The following is a 19,039-nucleotide window of genomic DNA, read 5'->3' on the forward strand; positions in this document are numbered from 1 at the left end:
GGAAGGCATTCTTTTTACTGTGACTATCGATTTACTCGTCTCTATCAACGCCGATAAATCAATAGTTATAGATATACCCAAAGTCATTGGCGGAGCAGTTGTCCATGCAGGATCGTAATTTCGATGATATTGCCGAAAAGTTCTCCCGCAATATCTACGGTACGACGAAGGGAATGATTCGTCAGGCGGTAGTTTGGCAAGATATTACCGAGTTGTTAGCGCAGTTGCCGCAACGACCGCTACGGATTTTAGATGCCGGAGGTGGCGAAGGGCATATGGCTTGCCAACTGGCAGCATTAGGCCATCAAGTTCTATTATGTGACCTGTCTGCTGAGATGATCCAGCGCGCAAAAGCAGCGGCTCAGGAAAAAGGTGTGAGCCACAACATGCAATTTGTACAAAGTGCAGCACAGGACATCACCCAACATTTAGAACAGCCGGTTGATCTGATATTGTTCCATGCGGTTTTAGAATGGATTGCAGAGCCACAAGAAGTTCTGCAAATACTTTTTAATGCGCTAAACCCAGGCGGCGCACTCTCATTGATGTTTTTCAATGCCAATGGGTTGGTGATGCGCAATGCGGTTTTAGGTAACTTTCAGTTGGCGATCCCGGGTTTAAAAAGGCGTCGGCAGCGCTCGCTGTCACCGCAATACCCATTAGATCCGCCAACGGTATATGGTTGGCTTGAGCAAATGGGTTTATCCATTAGCGGCAAGACGGGAGTACGGGTGTTTCACGATTACATGAAAAATAAACAGCAACAAGTCGATGAGTTTGCTGAATTATTGGCGTTGGAACAGCGCTATTGCCGGCAGGAGCCCTTTATCAGCTTGGGGCGCTACGTGCATGTCATGGCGTTTAAGCCGAATCTGAAGGACCCATTATGAGTGAATTTTCCCAGACAGTACCTGAGCTGGTCGCCTGGGCGCGAAAAAATGATTTTTCGATTACTCTGCCAACGGAGCGTCTGGCCTTTCTGATGGCTATCGCCACTTTAAACGGTGAGCGGCTGGACGGCGAAATGAGCGAAGGGGAGTTGATCGATGCATTTCGTCACGTCAGCAAAGGTTTTGAGCAGACCTCCGAAACCGTGGCGGTGCGGGCTAATAACGCCATCAATGACATGGTGCGCCAGCGGTTATTGAACCGATTTACCAGTGAAATGGCTGACGGAAATGCTATTTACCGTCTGACGCCATTGGGCATTGGTATCACCGATTATTATATTCGTCAGCGCGAATTCTCCACCCTGCGCCTGTCAATGCAGTTGTCGATTGTGGCACAAGAGCTACAGCGGGCAGCTGAAGCGGCAGAAGAGGGCGGCGATGAATTCCACTGGCATCGCAATGTCTTTGCGCCGCTAAAATATTCTGTGGCTGAAATTTTCGACAGCATTGATATGACGCAGCGCTTGATGGACGAACAACAGCATAGCGTGAAAGAAGATATCGCTGCGCTGTTAAATCAGGATTGGCGTGCAGCCATTGCCAGCTGCGAAATGTTGCTGTCAGAAACCTCAGGTACACTCCGTGAGCTGCAAGATACGCTGGAAGCGGCAGGTGATAAGCTTCAGGCGAATTTATTGCGTATTCAGGAAGCGACCATCGGTAATGCCGGGCTGGATTTGGTCGATAAGTTAGTCTTTGATCTGCAAAGTAAACTTGACCGTATTATCAGTTGGGGTCAGCAGGCGATTGATCTGTGGATCGGTTATGACCGCCACGTGCATAAGTTTATCCGTACTGCGATTGATATGGATAAAAATCGGGTCTTCGCCCAGCGACTGCGCCAATCGGTACAGAACTATTTTGATAGCCCTTGGGCCCTCACCTACGCCAACGCGGATCGCTTGCTGGATATGCGCGATGAAGAGCTGACGTTACGTAGCGAAGAGGTGACAGGGGAGCTGCCGCCGGATCTGGAATTTGAAGAGTTCAATGAGATCCGTGAGCAGTTAACCGCCATGATTGAGCAGGCGTTGCTGGTATATCAGCAGCAGAAAATGCCGCTTAATTTGGGGGAAGTGATGCGCGACTACCTCGCGCAATATCCGCGTGCTCGTCATTTCGACGTGGCTCGTATCCTGGTCGACCAGGCAGTTCGCCTTGGTGTGGCCGAAGCCGATTTCTCAGGGTTACCTGCCGAATGGCTGGCAATCAATGATTACGGAGCCAAGGTGCAGGCACATGTCATCAACAAATATTGAAGTCGTTATGCCAGTTAAACTGGCTCAGGCATTAGCCAATTCCCTGTTCCCCGCGCTGGACAGCCAGCTGCGTTCCGGTCGTCATGTTGGCATCGATGAACTGGATAACCATGCTTTCCTGATGGACTTTCAGGAGCAATTGGAAGAGTTCTATACCCGCTATAACGTGGAGTTAATCCGCGCGCCAGAAGGTTTCTTCTATCTGCGCCCTCGTTCTACCACGCTCATCCCGCGCTCGGTGTTATCTGAGCTGGATATGATGGTGGGCAAGATCCTCTGTTATCTGTATCTCAGTCCAGAACGTTTGGCCCATGAGGGGATCTTCGCGCAGCAGGAGTTATATGAAGAATTGCTGAGTCTGGCTGATGAGAGCAAATTGCTGAAGTTTGTTAACCAGCGCTCAACCGGTTCGGATTTGGATAAGCAGAAGTTGCAGGAAAAAGTACGAACGTCACTTAACCGGCTGCGTCGGTTGGGTATGATCTACTTTATGGGCAATGACAGCAGCAAGTTTCGTATCACTGAGGCGGTATTCCGCTTTGGCGCAGATGTGCGTAGCGGTGATGACCCACGTGAAGCTCAGTTACGTATGATCCGTGATGGCGAGGCTATGGCGGTGGAAAATAGTCTGTCACTCCATGATGAAAGCGATGAAACTGATATCACCATGGGCAATACAACGGACAGTGCAGAGGATGAACAGGAATGATTGAACGCGGTAAATTTCGCTCACTGACCTTGGTTAACTGGAACGGTTTCTTTGCCCGAACATTCGATCTCGACGAACTGGTTACCACCTTATCCGGCGGTAATGGGGCAGGTAAATCTACTGCCATGGCCGCTTTCGTTACAGCATTGATTCCTGATCTGACGTTGCTGCACTTTCGTAACACCACCGAAGCCGGTGCCACCAGTGGTTCCCGCGATAAAGGCTTGCACGGCAAATTGCGCGCCGGGGTCTGTTATTCCACCTTGGACGTCGTCAACTCCCGCCATCAACGGATAGTGGTGGGTGTGCGCTTGCAACAAGTGGCAGGGCGCGACCGCAAGGTTGATATCAAGCCTTTCACCATTCAGGGGCTGCCGACTGCCATCCAGCCGACGCAGATCCTCACTGAAGTGGTGGGCGAGCGTCAGGCACGGGTGCTGTCACTGCAAGAGCTGAAAGAGCGCGTCGAAGAGATGGAGGGGGTGCAGTTTAAGCAATTTAACTCCATCACTGATTACCACTCCTTGATGTTCGATTTGGGTGTGATTCCGAAGCGCTTGCGCTCTTCTGCTGATCGCAGCAAATTCTATCGTTTGATTGAAGCCTCCTTGTACGGCGGTATCTCCAGCGCCATCACCCGCTCACTGCGCGATTACTTATTGCCAGAAAACAGCGGGGTGCGTAAAGCCTTCCAAGATATGGAAGCGGCGCTGCGTGAGAACCGTATGACGCTGGAAGCGATTCGCGTGACTCAGTCTGACCGCGACCTGTTTAAGCATCTGATCTCAGAGGCGACCTCCTACGTTGCTGCCGACTATATGCGCCATGCTAATGAGCGGCGCATTCACCTTGATGGTGCGCTGGTCCTGCGCCGTGACCTGCTCGCTAGCCGCAAACAGCTGGTGACTGAGCAGTATCGCCATGTGGAGATGTCCCGCGAATTGGCGGAGCAAAGTGGTGCTGAATCAGATCTCGAGACGGACTATCAGGCAGCCAGTGACCACCTGAGTTTGGTGCAGACCGCGATGCGTCAGCAGGAAAAAATCGAACGTTATCAGGGCGATTTGGAAGAGCTAACCTACCGGTTGGAAGAGCAAAGTGAGGTCGTTGGCGAGGCTGGCGAGCAGCAGGCTGATAACGAAGCCCGCGCTGAAGCCGCCGAGCTGGAAGTGGATGAGCTGAAAAGTCAGTTGGCCGATTACCAGCAAGCGCTGGACGTGCAGCAGACCCGTGCCATCCAATACCAGCAAGCGCTACAAGCGCTGGAACGCGCGCGTGCACTGTGTCAATTGCCTGAATTAACAGCGGATAATGCCGAGGAGTGGCTGGAAACCTTCCAGGCTAAAGAGCAGGAAGCGACCGAATCCCTATTGCGGATTGAGCAAAAATTGAGCGTTGCCGATGCTGCGCACAGCCAATTTGAGCAGGCGTATCAACTGGTGGTGAACATTGCCGGTCAGGTCAGCCGCAGCGAAGCTTGGCAGACCGCTCGTGAATTACTCCGTGACTGGCCATCTCAGCAGCATTTGGCAGAGCGAGTGCAGCCATTGCGCATGCGCTTGTCCGAACTGGAGCAGCGTTTACGCGCCCAGCAAGACGCCGAGCGCTTATTGCAGGAGTTCTGCAAACGTCAAGGTCAAGCTTATCAACCGGAAGAGCTGGAAGAGTTGCAGCGCGAGTTGGAATCTCAGGTTGAAGAGCTCTCTCTTAGTGTTAGTGATGCGGGCGAACGGCGCATGGAAATGCGTCAGGAACTGGAGCAACTGAAGCTAAAAATTCAGGAGTTGACCGCGCGCGCGCCGATTTGGCTGGCGGCACAAGATGCCCTGAGTCAACTCAGCGAGCAGAGTGGTGAGGCGCTGGAAGACAGTCGTCAAGTCACTGAGCACATGCAACAGTTGTTGGAGCGTGAGCGTGAAACCACGGTTGAGCGTGATGAAGTGGCAGCAACTAAACGCGCTATCGATGCTCAAATCGAGCGACTGAGCCAGCCGAGTGGCGCTGAAGATGCGCGTATGATTGCGCTGGCCGAGCGTTTTGGTGGTGTGCTGTTATCTGAGATTTATGACGATGTCACTCTCGACGATGCCCCTTACTTCTCCGCGCTGTATGGCCCGTCACGTCACGGTATTGTGGTGCCGGATTTGTCATTGGTGCGCGATCAACTGATTGGCCTGGAGGACTGCCCGGAAGATCTCTATCTCATCGAAGGGGATCCCCAGTCATTTGATGACAGCGTATTTGCCGTCGAAGAGCATGACAAAGCGGTCGTGGTGAAAATCGCCGATCGTCAGTGGCGCTACTCTCGCTACCCAGAAGTGCCGCTGTTTGGCCGCGCGGCCCGTGAAAATCGGTTGGAAGCGCTGTATCAAGAGCGCGACACTTTGGCTGAACGCTACGCCACCTTGTCATTTGATGTACAAAAAACGCAGCGTTTACATCAGGCATTCAGCCGCTTTATCGGTTCTCATCTGGCGGTGGCATTTGATACAGATCCGGAAGCTGAAATTCGCTTGCTGAATACCCGTCGTGGTGAAATCGAACGCGCACTCAATGCACATGAAGATCAAAACCAGCAGCAGCGCCAGCAGTTTGCCCAAGCCAAAGAGGGGATTTCCGCCCTTAACCGTTTGATCCCATTGGTTTCGCTGCTACTCGATGATACTTTGACCGATAGGGTCGAAGAGATCACCGAAGAGCTGGCGGAAGCACAAGACGCCGCCCGTCATATCCAGAAACACGGCGCTGCTCTGACCAAACTTGAACCGCTGTTGGCGGTGTTGCAAAGTGACCCGCAGCAGCACGAACAGTTGCAGGAAAACTATGCTTTGGCACAAAGCAGCCAACGCCAGGCAAAACAGCAAGCGTTCGCTCTGACCGAAGTGGTGCAGCGCCGTGCGCACTTCAGCTATACCGACTCTGCCGGTATGCTGACGGAAAACTCGGATCTTAACGATAAGCTACGTCAGCGCTTAGAACAGGCCGAAGCGGAACGTACCCGTGCTCGTGAGCAGTTACGCCAATATCAGGCGCAGTTTACCCAGTACAACCAAGTTTTGGCCTCGCTAAAAAGTTCTTACGATGCCAAGCGCGAAATGCTGAAAGAGCTGAGTCAGGAGCTGGTGGATATTGGTGTTCAGGCCGATGCTGATGCAGAAGCTCGCGCCCGCACACGTCGAGATGAGTTACATGCGGCACTGAGCACTAACCGTTCGCGACGTAATCAGTTGGAAAAACAGATTACCTTCTGTGAAGCCGAGATGGACAGCTTGCAGAAGAAACTGCGCAAGTTGGAGCGTGATTATCATCAGATTCGCGAGCAGGTGGTTAATGCCAAAGCGGGCTGGTGTGCGGTGATGCGGATGGTGAAAGATAACGGCGTTGAGCGCCGCTTACATCGTCGTGAACTGGCGTATATGGATGGTGACGAACTGCGTTCGATGTCGGATAAAGCACTGGGGGCATTGCGTCTGGCGGTTGCTGATAATGAACATCTGCGCGACGTGCTGCGTCTGTCAGAAGATCCGAAACGGCCTGAACGTAAAATCCAGTTCTATATTGCAGTGTATCAACATCTGCGTGAGCGTATTCGTCAAGATATCATCCGTACTGATGATCCCGTTGAAGCCATTGAACAAATGGAGATTGAGCTAGGCCGCTTGACGGAAGAGCTGACGGCACGTGAGCAGAAATTAGCCATCAGTTCCAAAAGTGTGGCAAATATCATCCGTAAAACTATTCAGCGCGAACAGAACCGTATTCGCATGTTGAACCAAGGTTTGCAAGCGGTCTCATTTGGTCAGGTGAAGAGTGTACGGCTGAATGTGAATGTGCGTGAAGCTCACTCTACCTTGCTCGATGTGTTGTCCGAGCAGCAAGAGCAGCATCAGGATCTGTTTAACAGCAACCGTCTGACCTTCTCGGAAGCGCTGGCAAAATTGTATCAGCGCTTGAACCCACAAATGGATATGGGGCAACGACTGCCACAAACCATTGGTGAGGAGTTGCTGGATTACCGCAACTATCTGGAGCTGGAAGTCGAGGTTTACCGTGGCGCAGATGGCTGGTTGCGCGCGGAGAGTGGCGCATTATCAACCGGTGAAGCTATCGGTACCGGGATGTCGATTCTGGTGATGGTGGTGCAGAGCTGGGAAGAAGAGTCGCGCCGTTTACGTGGCAAAGATATTTCTCCTTGTCGTTTACTATTCCTTGATGAAGCGGCGCGTCTGGATGCGAAATCCATCGCGACATTATTTGAGCTATGTGAGCGATTGGAAATGCAATTAATTATTGCGGCACCAGAGAATATCAGTCCAGAAAAAGGGACAACCTATAAATTGGTACGAAAAGTCTTCCAAAATCATGAGCATGTACATGTGGTTGGTTTACGAGGCTTTGCGAATGAAATACCGACATTGCCGGTTGAACAACTGCATGGTGGTTAATAGTTGTTCAAGTAAAGCGCAATAATAATTAATCCTACTAATAGCCGTGTAAAAGCGGCTATTTTTATTTCCGCCACATCTTCGGGTTATATTTTATAAGTGCAGAAAATCTGTTAGCGTAATGTAATGGTTAAAATTATAGCGTTGGCAACTCGTACGGGTATTTCAGTTTGTATACTCATATTGATGCCCAAAAGTATGAGAAAGTGGTTAATACCGCAGCTAACGCCGCCGTGATGTCAAGGAAGAAGGGTATTACCCAAAGTCATTGGCGTTGCAGCTAACGCCGCTGCGATGTCAAGGAAGAAGGGTAACGACAAACTATGACGTACTTAGATAGGCAGCAGACCGGGGGCATAGAATGTCGATAAGGAAACGAAATCCGCAAGGCGCATTAGCGGTATATTGCGCTTTGATGTGTAGCTTGATGCCAGCGTTTACCGCATCGGCGGCAGCACCGATCACCGTGGCAGATTCATCTTCAGTGTTGTCCACGAGTGCTCAGGCGATACCTGCGACATCAAACATGTCGGTGGCACAAAGCCGTTCACAATTATTGGCGATACTGCCTAAAACGGTCACACCTTTTTATGCGACTGATCTGGCACTGTTATATGCCGGAAACGCAATGCAACCGATGTGGCAGGATAAAGTTGCCACCCAGCGTTTTCAGCAACAACTAGCCGAAGTGGCGCTCTCCGGTATTCAACCGCAATTTATGCAGTGGGTAAAATGGCTGAGTGATCCCGAAATTACCGGCATGGCCCGCGATGTTATTTTATCTGATGCCATGCTGGGGTATTTGCACTTTACCTCAGGTGTGAATGCCAACGGCAGCGTCTGGTTGTACAGCAACGTGCCGTACAAGATGGCAATGCCACCGACCACGGTGTTAAATCGCTGGAAGCAAGCGGTGCAAGAGGGTTCTACCGCGGCTTATTTGGCGTCTTTGGCTCCCCAGCACCCTCAATACGACAAAATGCACAAAGCGTTGAAACAGATGCTGGCAGATCGGCGACCATGGCCACAGTTGTCCAATGGCCCGAGTTTGCGTCCTGGACAGCTCAGTGACGATATTCCAGCTCTGCGTCAAATTCTCGACCGAACTGGCATGTTGTCCCCTGTAGCTGCGACGCCGGTAAAAGCCCCGGAAGTTATCCCCGTTGATAATCCGGCGGTTGCCGCAGTCAATGACGATCTCTCTGTTGATGAAGAGAAAAGTCGTGCTCAAGCGCACAGCTTGGTGGTCAGCCCGTCAGCGGCACCTGTCGCCGATATTCCGGTTACGGGAGGCGTTGTTACCTCTTCACCTGCGCCTTTAACGAGTACCGCCACACTCACCGACAATGTCTATACACCAGAGTTGGTGGAGGCCGTTAAACGTTTTCAGCTGTGGCATGGATTGAGTGATGATGGCGTTATTGGTGCACGTACTCGCGAGTGGCTAAATGTCTCACCACAAACACGGGCTACCTTGCTGGCATTGAATATTCAGCGTTTGCGTATTTTGCCGGGGCGGGTTGATAACGGCATCATGGTTAACATTCCAAACTATTCGCTGAATTATTATAAAAATGGTACAGAAGTGCTCTCATCCCGGGTGATTGTAGGCCGCCCGAGCCGTAAAACGCCCTTAATGAGTAGCGCGCTGAATAATGTGGTCGTCAACCCGCCGTGGAACGTACCGACCTCTCTGGTGCGCCAAGATATCGTGCCAAAAGCGCGCTATGATGCAGGTTACTTCCAGCGTCACGGTTATACCGTGTTATCTGGTTGGAGCAATGAGGCCGAAGTTGTTGACCCATCAATGATCGACTGGAGCATGATTTCAGCCAATAACTTCCCTTACCGCTTGCGTCAGGCCCCAGGTGCCAGTAATTCATTAGGGCGATTCAAATTCAATATGCCAAGCTCTGATGCTATCTATTTGCATGATACGCCGAACCATGGGCTGTTCCAGAAGGATATCCGTGCGCTGAGTTCCGGTTGTGTGCGAGTGAATAAAGCATCTGATTTAGCCAACATGTTGTTGCAGGATGCGGGTTGGAACGATGCGCGGGTTTCGTCAACGCTGAAGCAGGGCGATACCACTTATGTCAACATTCGCCAGCGTATTCCGGTGCAATTGTATTACCTAACTGCATGGGTTGCTGATGACGGCAAACCGCAATTTAGAACAGATATTTACAATTATGATAAAACGGTGAGATCCGGTGCACAAATTTCACCTCAGGCTGAACTTTTGCTGCAATAAATGCAGTAAAACTCAATAACTAATGGTCTTAATATCGGGTTGTCGTCGGGGGGCCTAAACCAAGGCTCCCTTTAACCGGACATCAACGCACAGTGAATGCGGGCCGAATGCGGGTTGACTGGTTTTCCGTAGGCGGTTATGGTTCGGAGCGGCACATTTAGTGCTTTCTTTTGACATTCTTGCCGGGTATTAACAGAGATCATGGATAAAATCGATAATTTTCGCCGTAAATGGCTAACGTTAGGCGGGGTAGCGCTGGGTATGTCGCTGCTACCAGGGCAAGCATTCGCTACCCTTTCGACTCCTCGCCCACGTATCTTGACCCTGAATAATTTGAATACAGGCGAGTCCATAAAAGCAGAGTTTTTTGATGGTCGAAGCTATAATAAAGACGAACTTTCCCGCTTAAATCATCTATTTCGCGATTATCGGGCCAATAAAGTAAAAAACATCGATCCACGCCTGTTTGATCAGCTATATCGCCTACAAGGTCTTCTCGGTACAACTAAACCGGTACAGCTTATTTCCGGTTACCGCTCACTTGATACCAATAATGAACTGCGTGAACGCAGCCGGGGTGTGGCTAAGCACAGCTTCCACACACAAGGGAAAGCGATGGATTTCCATATTGAAGGTATTCAATTGAGCAATATCCGCAAAGCGGCATTAAAAATGCGTGCGGGTGGTGTAGGATATTACCCTCGCAGTAACTTTGTGCATATTGATACTGGGCCGACTAGAACCTGGTAACGCGAATTTTTATGCCAATGCATTGTTTGACTGCATTGGGGGTGGAGCTCTATGAAATATCAAATTATTCCAGTGACGGCCTTTAGCCAGAACTGCACCTTAATATGGTGCGAAGCAACGGGGCAGGCGGCATTGGTTGATCCCGGCGGTGATGCGGACAAGATCATTGCTGAAGTGGCACGCCAAGGGGTCAACGTGAGCCAAATTTTACTGACTCACGGCCATCTGGATCATGTAGGGGCCGCTGCTGAGTTAGCTACACATTTTGATATCCCTATCTATGGCCCTGAGAAGGAAGACACTTTTTGGTTAGAAGGGTTACCTGCCCAGAGCCGAATGTTTGGGTTAGATGAATGTGAGGCTTTTACCCCGACTCGTTGGCTGGAAGAGGGTGATAAAGTCACCGTCGGCGAAATAGAGTTGTCAGTCTTGCATTGTCCTGGCCATACACCGGGCCATATTGTCTTCATTGATCAGCAAGGCCGCCTGGCATTAGTGGGTGATGTTATCTTTAATGGTGGGGTTGGGCGCAGTGACTTCCCGCGTGGTGATCACCAGCAACTGATTAACTCCATTCGGACCAAATTGTTGCCTTTAGGCGATGATATGACTTTTATCCCCGGTCATGGCCCGATGTCGACACTAGGACATGAACGCCAGAGTAATCCGTTTATACGTGAAGAGCCTGCTATTTGGTGATGACAATCTTTTAGTCGCGCTATAGACAGCAGAGGACCACAAGGAAGGCACTATCAGGTGCCTTTTTGCGTTATATTTAATGAGCGACCAATGAGTTTCGTGAAGCAATAATCAGCTATTTATTTGTACTGTTATCATAATGATGATATCCATTGGATGATCACTATCTCTGCGATATTGACGGGGCATAATTGACAGCTCTAAACCACTCACCAGCAGTAATTGATATTGATGCGGCACGGTTTTACTGCCGTTTTAAGTTCGTAATATTACGAGCGCCTTTCAATGGAATCCACTATGCCATTTCGTCGTTTCAGACTGAATAAGTTCCTGTCCCGGGTGGGGTTTTCTTGCATGGTATTCTTACTCTTTCTGCTGCTGGGTGCTGTTGTGATTTATGGGCAAACCAAAGCCAATATGCATCAGGATGCAGAGGGCAAACTATTACAGGGTAGAGCGCGCTTCGATCAGATATTTAATAACTTGCAACATGCAGCGATCCAGGTAGAAACCGGATTGGGGAAACCTTGCTTACAAGTTGTGCAGAACTTACGGGATCAAGTGGTCATGGTTCCAGATGTTCGTTCAGTGACTTTTGCTAAAGGCTCCAATATTTATTGCTCCTCAATATACGGCCCACTCTCTACACCCTTTGATCTAGGGGTATTTGTTGATGGGCAACTCGAGTTAATGTCGGGTAATGATGTCACGCCTGATCGCGCTCTAATGGTGTACCGGCAGGAGCGAGGTGATTACAGTATTTTGGTTGCCGTTGATGGCTATTACCTGCGTAGTATTCTTAACCTGCTGAGTGGCGATATTCAAGTACAACTGAGAGTCGGTGATAAGTGGATGGACGCCGCAGGTATGGTACATGCAGGCCACCCTCAGAAAGAGGGAGAACTACTATATTTGGTGTCAGATAAATTTGCTTATTCATTAAGCACCACACTTTCTAATCAGCAATATTTGGCCTACGTTTGGCAATATACTCAAGGCAGCCTTATATTCTTCATCTTAATGAGTATCGGGTCAGCCGCGCTTGTTTTCTGGTTATCAGGCAGAGCGGCATCACCCACACAGGTATTAAAACAGGCATTAGAAAATAATGAGTTTATTCCTTACATGCAGCCCATTGTTTCAGGTAAAGAGAAGTATTGGATTGGCTGTGAAGTATTAATGCGCTGGCAACATCCTGGGCAGGGGATGATTCAACCGAATCATTTTATTCCGATGGCCGAGGACAGCGAACTGATTGTGCCAATGACGCGTTCTCTTATGCAGCAGGTAAGTGCAAAATTTGCGCCTTATGTGAATCAATTACCGGAAGGTTTCCATTTTGGCTTTAATATTAGCGCCAACCATTGCCGTGATTTGAGTTTGTTGGATGACTGCCGTAATTTCATTCAGGCTTTTGGCGGTAATAAAATTAATATCACCTTGGAATTAACCGAACGCAAATTGATTGTTGCAGATGAGATAACCGACAGATTATTCGCGGAGCTTCATGCTCTTGGTGTCTTTATTGCTATTGACGACTTTGGCACCGGACATTCAAGTCTGAGTTACTTACAGCAGTTTAAAGTCGATTTCTTGAAAATAGACCAAAGTTTTGTCGGCATGATTGGTTCTGATGCGCTATCGAGCCACATTGTGGGGAACGTTATTGATTTGGCGACGCGATTGGGGTTACAAACGATTGCTGAGGGCGTCGAAAACGACACGCAAATGCGCTATTTGCAGGCTCACAATGTTGATTATCTGCAAGGCTATATGTATGGGCGACCCATGCCAATGAACGAATTTGCCAAATATATGTTCCATTAAGATTTGTTTGATCTGACATATTGAGCAAAATAAAAGGGTACCCGCAAAGGTACCCTTTTTACATTCAGTCACAGAGCACTAATTAGAGCACAGCGACGATAGCTTCACACAACGGAGCCATGTTGTCCGGTGTCATACCGGCAACGTTCACACGGCCAGAGTTAACCGCGTAAACAGCGAACTCATTACGCAGACGTAGAACTTGCTCTTTGGTCAAGCCGCTGAACGAGAACATGCCGTTCTGGTTAATGATAAAGCTGAAATCTTGTTTCGCGCCTTTTTCCTGCAACGTATTAACAAACAGCTGACGCATACGGTGGATACGCTGGCGCATATCGGTCAGCTCTTGTTCCCAAATTGCACGCAGTGCTGGGTTGCCAAGAATAGTGGCAACCACAGAGGCACCATGAGCGGGTGGGTTAGAATAGTTAGCACGAATAACCGCTTTAATCTGGCTGAAGGCGATATCAGCGACTTCGCTGCTTGCCGCAACGACAGTGCAAGCCCCAACACGTTCGTTGTACAGGCCGAAGTTTTTCGAATAAGAGCTGCAAACAATCAATTCTTGATGTGTCGCGGCGAAAATTCGCAGGCCCTGAGCATCTTCTTCCAGCCCTTTGGCAAAGCCCTGATAAGCGAAGTCAAACAGTGGCAACCAACCTTTAGCCACTGACAGTTCAGCCAGTTGGCTCCACTGGGCTTCAGTTGGGTCGATACCGGTTGGGTTATGGCAGCAGCCATGGAACAGCACTACGTCGCCAGCCTGAGCTTCTGACAGACTATTTAATAGCCCATCGAAGTCTAGTGCATGGTTCGCAGCATCATAATAGGCATACTCAACCACTTCCAGCCCGGCGGCAGCGAAGATGTTTTTATGGTTTGGCCAGCTAGGATTACTGACCCAGACACGTTTGGCGCTGGTTTGATGGGCGATAAAATCAGCGGCGATACGTAACCCGCCAGTCCCACCAGGGGTTTGCGCTGTACGCGCACGTTTATCTGCGATAATGGCGCTCTGGGTACCGAACAACAGTTCCTGAGTGCAACTGGCGAAAGCCGGTAGGCCGCCAATATCCAGATAGTTTTTGGTAACTTCATTTTCCAGCAAATACTGCTCAGCTTTCTTCACGCTGGTGAGCACCGGCGTTTTACCGGTTTCGTCTTTGTAGACACCGATCCCCAAGTTGATTTTATTAGGGCGGTCATCCGCGCGGAAAATATCGGTCAGGCCCAGAATAGGGTCCGCAGGTGCAGCAGTGATTTTTTCAAACATGTCAGAGGCTTCCATGGCTTAGCGTTAAGCAAACAGAACTATCAGGGTAACGCCAGTTGCAGCCTTTGCCAACCGTTTGCGATAAAAAGAAATGAATGTTGTGAGGCGAGGGGATTCAGGGTGAAAAATCGGCGGAATAGAGCCATTGACAGCGTAATATCCCTATATTGGTTAAGGATAGAAACAAAAAGACAGAGCCGAAGCTCTGTCTTTTTTTCAACTTACGTCAGCAGATAAACTGCCGAGTTAAGTTTGACTTAGAACTGGTAAACCAAGCCAACACCAACAACGTCGTCAGTCATCAGACCGTTAGCACGAGAGAAGTCGTCTTCGTCCAACAAGTTGATTTTGTAATCAACATAGGTGGTCATGTTTTTGTTGAATGCGTAGTAGGTACCAACAGAAACATATTTCAACAGATCATGGTTGTCATCAGTGTTGTTGTTCAGATCCTTGCCTTTGGACTGAACATAGCCCAGTGATGGACGCAGACCGAAGTCGAACTGATACTGTGCAGTGATTTCAATGTCACGAGTCTTGTTAGCAATACCGTCAGTGCCAAATGGAGTCATGTTTTGAGTTTCAGCATACATTGCAGCCAAGTATACGTTGTTTGCATCGTATTTGGCACCAACGTTCCAAGCCTGAGCTTTGTCGCCTTCAGCAACATGCAGACCATTCACTGGATTCAGGTGAGCATCTTTCTGAGCAGTGGTACGGTTTGCAGAAGAGAAACCAGCACCGAAGCTTACGCCGTAACCGATATCATAAGTAGAAGAGATACCGAAGCCGTCACCGTTAGACTCTTTAATACCGGCAGTATCACCAGAACGTTCGTTTTTGCCTTGGTATTGCAGAGCAAAGTTCAGGCCATCAACCAGACCGAAGAAGTTGGTGTTACGGTAAGTTGCCAGACCAGTAGAACGGCCAGTCATAAAGTTATCAGAGTTAGAGATGGAGTCGCCACCGAACACTGGCAGCATGTCGGTCCATGCGTTGACGTCATAGATTACGCCGTAGTTACGGCCGTAGTCGAATGAACCGAATTCAGCAAATTTCAGACCAGCAAAGCCCAGACGGGTTTTGTTGCCTTCAGAACCTTGGGATTCAGCGTTGTTAGCCTGAACGTTGTATTCCCACTGGCCGTAACCGGTCAGTTGGCTAGTAATTTGGGTTTCACCTTTGAAGCCAAAACGAACATAAGTTTCGTCACCGTCTTGACTTTTGGCATCAGAGAACTGGTGACGCGCGTCAACTTTACCGTACAGGTCAAGTTTGTTGCCGTCTTTGTTGTAGATTTCTGCTGCATTAGCTGCGCCAGCTGCTAACAATGCTGGGATTACTACTGCAAGAATATTGCGCTTCATCATTATTATTACCCTCATTGGTTTTATTCGGACACCTGCCACTGCCGCCAATAATTTTTTTGGAACTATTGTTGAGAGTTTGGTGTCGTCTGTGTCTGAACGCAGTGTTCCATTCACAGGGGTTATAATCCACACCGAAAATGCTACCAATTACCTGAATGTGTTTCAGTGGGATACCATGTGTTACTAAATGTAAATATGAGGGAACTTTGTGACTCAGATCTAACTTTAAAAAATGACAAAAGCCAGCTGAGCTGGCTTTTATTTATACAATTAAACATTTTTTTTCGAAATGACGAACTTAGAAGCTGGCATTTCTCGGCGTACGTGGGAATGGAATAACATCCCGAACGTTTTGAACCCCTGTTACATAGGAGATCAAACGCTCAAATCCAAGACCAAATCCTGAATGCGGTACAGTGCCGTAGCGACGCAGATCACGATACCACCAATAATCTTCTTTATTGAGGCCCATCTCTTCCAGACGCGCATCCAACACATCTAAACGCTCTTCACGTTGTGAACCCCCGATGATTTCACCGATTCCAGGCGCCAATACATCCATCGCCGCCACAGTTTTGCCATCTTCGTTCATACGCATATAGAAAGCTTTGATGTCTTTTGGATAATTTTTGACTACTACCGGTGCTTTAAAGTGTTTCTCAGCCAAATAGCGCTCATGTTCAGAAGACAAATCGATGCCCCAAGACACATCATTCTCAAATTTCTGACCTGATGCTTTCAAAATCTCGATAGCATCGGTGTAGTTAACTTGTGCGAAGTCAGAGGTAACGAAGCGTTGCAAGCGATCTAATGCATCTTTATCTACGCGCTCAGCGAAGAATTTCATATCATCGGCACGTTCGTTCAGTACAGCTTGGAAAACGTATTTCAACATTTTCTCCGCCAAACCGGCGACATCATCCAGCGATGCGAAGGCAACTTCTGGTTCTACCATCCAGAATTCAGCCAAATGACGGCTGGTATTGGAGTTTTCAGCACGAAAAGTTGGGCCGAAAGTGTAAACTTTAGATAACGCACTGGCGTAGGTTTCACCGTTTAGCTGACCTGATACAGTCAGGAAAGCTTCTTTACCGAAGAAGTCCTCGCTGAAATCGACAGCACCGGTATCAGTGCGTGGCAGATTTTCCAGATCTAAGGTGGATACACGGAACATTTCACCAGCACCTTCAGTATCTGAAGCGGTGATCAGCGGCGTAGAAACCCAGAAATAGCCGTTCTCATCGAAGAAACGGTGAATTGCTTGTGCCAAGGTATGGCGAACACGGGCAACTGCGCCAATCAGGTTAGTTCGTGGGCGCAAGTGAGCAACTTCACGTAAATATTCGATGCTGTGACGTTTTGCTGCCATCGGGTAGGTATCGGGGTCATCAACCCAGCCCACCACTTTGATTGCCGTGGCTTGGATCTCAAAACTTTGGCCTTCACCCGGTGATGCAACTACAGTCCCGGTCACTTCGACCGAACAGCCGGTAGTCAAATGCAGCACTTCATCCTGATAATTAGGCAAAGTATTATTCACGACGGCCTGTAACGGATCAAAGCAGGAACCGTCATAAACGGCAACGAAGGAGATACCCGCTTTAGAATCTCTCCGGGTACGCACCCAACCGCGTACGGTGACTTCACTGTCAACCGCAGCACGGCCTTGCAGTACGTCGACTACAGGCACTACGCTCATAGATTTCTCTCTTTAATAGTTTTGATATAGAAATAGTTAACAACCCAAGAAAATGGGGATGTAGCTATGTTACTTGCGACAGTGCAGGACACAAGTAGAAATCATCAGTTTAGTACAACATTTCTGTGCTTATTTCTGAATAAAGGCGGGACAAATCGAGGCTAACTTTAATTGAGAGAAGGGGATGGTGGGAAAACGTGCAAGTAAGGCCATTAGCTGAGCAGTATTTGCTACTCAGCTATCAATCAATAAAGGCAAAAAACGGGTATAACCTAACTGGCTTTTTTGACCAAAGGCAGGGCAAAGGCTTCACGTAATTCATCAACAAAAGCGGGGTCATGACAAATGGTTTTACCCGGGCTATCAGAAAGTTTAGCCACGGGTTTGCCGTTGCACTCAATTAGCTTGATAACAATATTGAGCGGCTTAATTCCGGGAATATCGCAGGTTAAACGCGTCCCAATACCGAACACCAATTGAACCCGTTGGTAGAAATGACGGTACAACGATAGCGCTTTTTTCAGATCCAGATTATCTGAAAACACCAATGTTTTACTCATTGGGTCAATACCTAACTTTTCATAATGGGCGATCGCTTTTTCACCCCATTCGAACGGATCACCCGAGTCATGGCGCAATCCCTGATAGCGATTGGCGAATGTTTTATCGAAATCGCGTAAGAAAGCATCCATGGTAATACAGTCGGTCAATGCAACCCCGAGTTGATCGGGATACTCATCCAACCAGACTTGTAACGCCACGCGTTGGCTGTTGGCCAGAACTGGGCTTATCTGCTGATGGGCCTGGAACCATTCATGGGCCTGAGTACCTACTGGCGTTAATGCCAATTTGCGGGCTAAATCATAGTTACTGGTCCCGACCAGATAAGGAAATTCATCTTTTAAGCTGCTGACGATGGCATGTTGTATGTCGCGCGAGAAACGGCGGCGAGTGCCAAAATCCATTAACTTAAAATGAGAAATATCTATATCAGCACTGAGCGACTTAAATTGTTGCAGCTTACTGCGTAGTTGCTGAACAGCCTGAGCGCTAGAGACATGCACAGAGCGACGGCGATGGACGATTTCACTGATCACGGCGAGCAGTGGCACTTCCCATAAAATGGTTTCAGACCATAAACCGACAATCCGAATCTCTAACTTACCTTGGTTGTCTGATACGGTGACTTGCTCAGGATTAAAGCGAAAGGTGCGTAGCCAATTCAGATAGTCAGCTTGAAAAAAGGGTAAACCGGAGAGGTAGAGATACTCATCATCGGTCAACGCCAATTGGCTCATCAATGCTATCTGGTGGCGGATTTCGTCAGCATATTCGCCCAACAGCTCATCACCACGGCAGCGAAACTCAGCGGCAACGGTAATATAGCGATAGCGATGGAACACGGCTTGCTGCATATGAAGCTTATATGCATCGGTATCAAGCAATGAGGTCAAAATCGGTGAGGCGTCTTGAGTCATGGCGCTATACAGCATCCTCGTAGCAGCATTTCCGTAATCGGCATAAACGATAAAGTCACGGGAGTATACCGAGATTATCCTGTTATTGAAGCTTCATCACACCATAAATGCTAATCCGAGGTCTAGGTTTAAACGTGCCATTAGCTCTGAATTAGAAATGGCAGACAACCCTAGCCTTTGGCATCTCCACTCACTGATACTACCCAAGTCCACGACTCTGATATCCCATGCGGAGAAAAACGTCATGATCGGCGGGTAACAGCGGCGTGACTGTTCACCAATTGCAAACCTATCATTGACTTGCGAACTGACTCGAAAAACCCACA

At 48.8% G+C, this 19,039-nt stretch carries 12 protein-coding genes; 8 read left to right on the forward strand and 4 right to left on the reverse strand.

Annotated features, from left to right (window positions below):
• Positions 1 to 104: 104 nt before the first annotated feature.
• The 8 genes from cmoM (at position 105) to ACZ76_RS16615 (ending at position 12,893) form a co-directional block, all read left to right on the forward strand.
• Positions 105 to 890: a tRNA uridine 5-oxyacetic acid(34) methyltransferase CmoM gene (cmoM, locus tag ACZ76_RS16580; protein ID WP_048619897.1), complete on the forward strand. Its 786-nt coding sequence runs from the start codon at positions 105 to 107 to the stop codon at positions 888 to 890.
• A complete protein-coding gene (mukF, locus tag ACZ76_RS16585) occupies positions 887 to 2,209 on the forward strand; it encodes a chromosome partition protein MukF (protein WP_048619898.1) in 1,323 nt (440 codons plus the stop codon). The genes cmoM and mukF overlap by 4 nt, the downstream gene beginning before the upstream one ends.
• Complete coding sequence (gene mukE, locus ACZ76_RS16590) at positions 2,190 to 2,918, forward strand: chromosome partition protein MukE (protein WP_048619899.1); 729 nt, start codon at positions 2,190 to 2,192, stop codon at positions 2,916 to 2,918. Before mukF ends, mukE begins: the two co-directional genes overlap by 20 nt.
• Positions 2,915 to 7,363 carry a chromosome partition protein MukB gene (mukB, locus tag ACZ76_RS16595; RefSeq protein WP_048619900.1) on the forward strand — a complete coding sequence of 1,483 codons (4,449 nt, stop codon included), beginning with the start codon at positions 2,915 to 2,917 and terminating at the stop codon, positions 7,361 to 7,363. Before mukE ends, mukB begins: the two co-directional genes overlap by 4 nt.
• Positions 7,364 to 7,724: 361 nt before the next feature.
• Entirely contained in the window at positions 7,725 to 9,617 is a 1,893-nt protein-coding gene (gene ldtD / locus ACZ76_RS16600; RefSeq protein WP_048619901.1) for a L,D-transpeptidase, read from the forward strand.
• A 201-nt stretch (positions 9,618 to 9,818) separates the two neighbouring features.
• Entirely contained in the window at positions 9,819 to 10,367 is a 549-nt protein-coding gene (locus tag ACZ76_RS16605) for a YcbK family protein (RefSeq protein WP_048619902.1), read from the forward strand.
• Positions 10,368 to 10,418: 51 nt separating this feature from the next.
• The gene (locus ACZ76_RS16610; RefSeq protein ID WP_048619903.1) at positions 10,419 to 11,066 is read left to right on the forward strand and encodes an MBL fold metallo-hydrolase; all 648 of its coding nucleotides are present in this window, start codon (positions 10,419 to 10,421) and stop codon (positions 11,064 to 11,066) included.
• 297 nt (positions 11,067 to 11,363) lie between these two features.
• A complete protein-coding gene (locus tag ACZ76_RS16615) occupies positions 11,364 to 12,893 on the forward strand; it encodes an EAL domain-containing protein (RefSeq protein ID WP_048619904.1) in 1,530 nt (509 codons plus the stop codon).
• 82 nt (positions 12,894 to 12,975) lie between these two features.
• Here the strand turns inward: ACZ76_RS16615 and ACZ76_RS16620 are convergent, their stop codons facing one another.
• The 4 genes from ACZ76_RS16620 to pncB all read right to left on the reverse strand — a co-directional run bounded on the left by ACZ76_RS16620 (position 12,976) and on the right by pncB (position 18,713).
• A complete protein-coding gene (locus ACZ76_RS16620; protein ID WP_048619905.1) occupies positions 12,976 to 14,166 on the reverse strand; it encodes an amino acid aminotransferase in 1,191 nt (396 codons plus the stop codon).
• 257 nt (positions 14,167 to 14,423) lie between these two features.
• Positions 14,424 to 15,533 carry a porin OmpF gene (gene ompF / locus ACZ76_RS16625; protein ID WP_162489046.1) on the reverse strand — a complete coding sequence of 370 codons (1,110 nt, stop codon included), beginning with the start codon at positions 15,531 to 15,533 and terminating at the stop codon, positions 14,424 to 14,426.
• Between the two features lie 301 nt (positions 15,534 to 15,834).
• Complete coding sequence (gene asnS / locus ACZ76_RS16630) at positions 15,835 to 17,235, reverse strand: asparagine--tRNA ligase (RefSeq protein ID WP_004873772.1); 1,401 nt, start codon at positions 17,233 to 17,235, stop codon at positions 15,835 to 15,837.
• A 272-nt stretch (positions 17,236 to 17,507) separates the two neighbouring features.
• Entirely contained in the window at positions 17,508 to 18,713 is a 1,206-nt protein-coding gene (gene pncB / locus ACZ76_RS16635) for a nicotinate phosphoribosyltransferase (RefSeq protein WP_048620341.1), read from the reverse strand.
• Between the last annotated feature and the right edge of the window lie 326 nt (positions 18,714 to 19,039).

Origin of the sequence: Yersinia aleksiciae, assembly GCF_001047675.1 — a bacterium.
Classification (GTDB): Bacteria; Pseudomonadota; Gammaproteobacteria; order Enterobacterales; family Enterobacteriaceae; genus Yersinia; species Yersinia aleksiciae.

What these genes read in the sequence shown, in the direction of transcription:
- cmoM (WP_048619897.1), top strand. Translation starts at nt 105, where the DNA reads ATGCAGGATCGTAATTTCGATGATATTGCCGAAAAGTTCTCCCGCAAT.
- mukF (WP_048619898.1), top strand. Translation starts at nt 887, where the DNA reads ATGAGTGAATTTTCCCAGACAGTACCTGAGCTGGTCGCCTGGGCGCGA.
- mukE (WP_048619899.1), top strand. Translation starts at nt 2,190, where the DNA reads ATGTCATCAACAAATATTGAAGTCGTTATGCCAGTTAAACTGGCTCAG.
- mukB (WP_048619900.1), top strand. Translation starts at nt 2,915, where the DNA reads ATGATTGAACGCGGTAAATTTCGCTCACTGACCTTGGTTAACTGGAAC.
- ldtD (WP_048619901.1), top strand. Translation starts at nt 7,725, where the DNA reads ATGTCGATAAGGAAACGAAATCCGCAAGGCGCATTAGCGGTATATTGC.
- ACZ76_RS16605 (WP_048619902.1), top strand. Translation starts at nt 9,819, where the DNA reads ATGGATAAAATCGATAATTTTCGCCGTAAATGGCTAACGTTAGGCGGG.
- ACZ76_RS16610 (WP_048619903.1), top strand. Translation starts at nt 10,419, where the DNA reads ATGAAATATCAAATTATTCCAGTGACGGCCTTTAGCCAGAACTGCACC.
- ACZ76_RS16615 (WP_048619904.1), top strand. Translation starts at nt 11,364, where the DNA reads ATGCCATTTCGTCGTTTCAGACTGAATAAGTTCCTGTCCCGGGTGGGG.
- ACZ76_RS16620 (WP_048619905.1), bottom strand. Translation starts at nt 14,166, where the DNA reads ATGTTTGAAAAAATCACTGCTGCACCTGCGGACCCTATTCTGGGCCTG.
- ompF (WP_162489046.1), bottom strand. Translation starts at nt 15,533, where the DNA reads ATGAAGCGCAATATTCTTGCAGTAGTAATCCCAGCATTGTTAGCAGCT.
- asnS (WP_004873772.1), bottom strand. Translation starts at nt 17,235, where the DNA reads ATGAGCGTAGTGCCTGTAGTCGACGTACTGCAAGGCCGTGCTGCGGTT.
- pncB (WP_048620341.1), bottom strand. Translation starts at nt 18,713, where the DNA reads ATGACTCAAGACGCCTCACCGATTTTGACCTCATTGCTTGATACCGAT.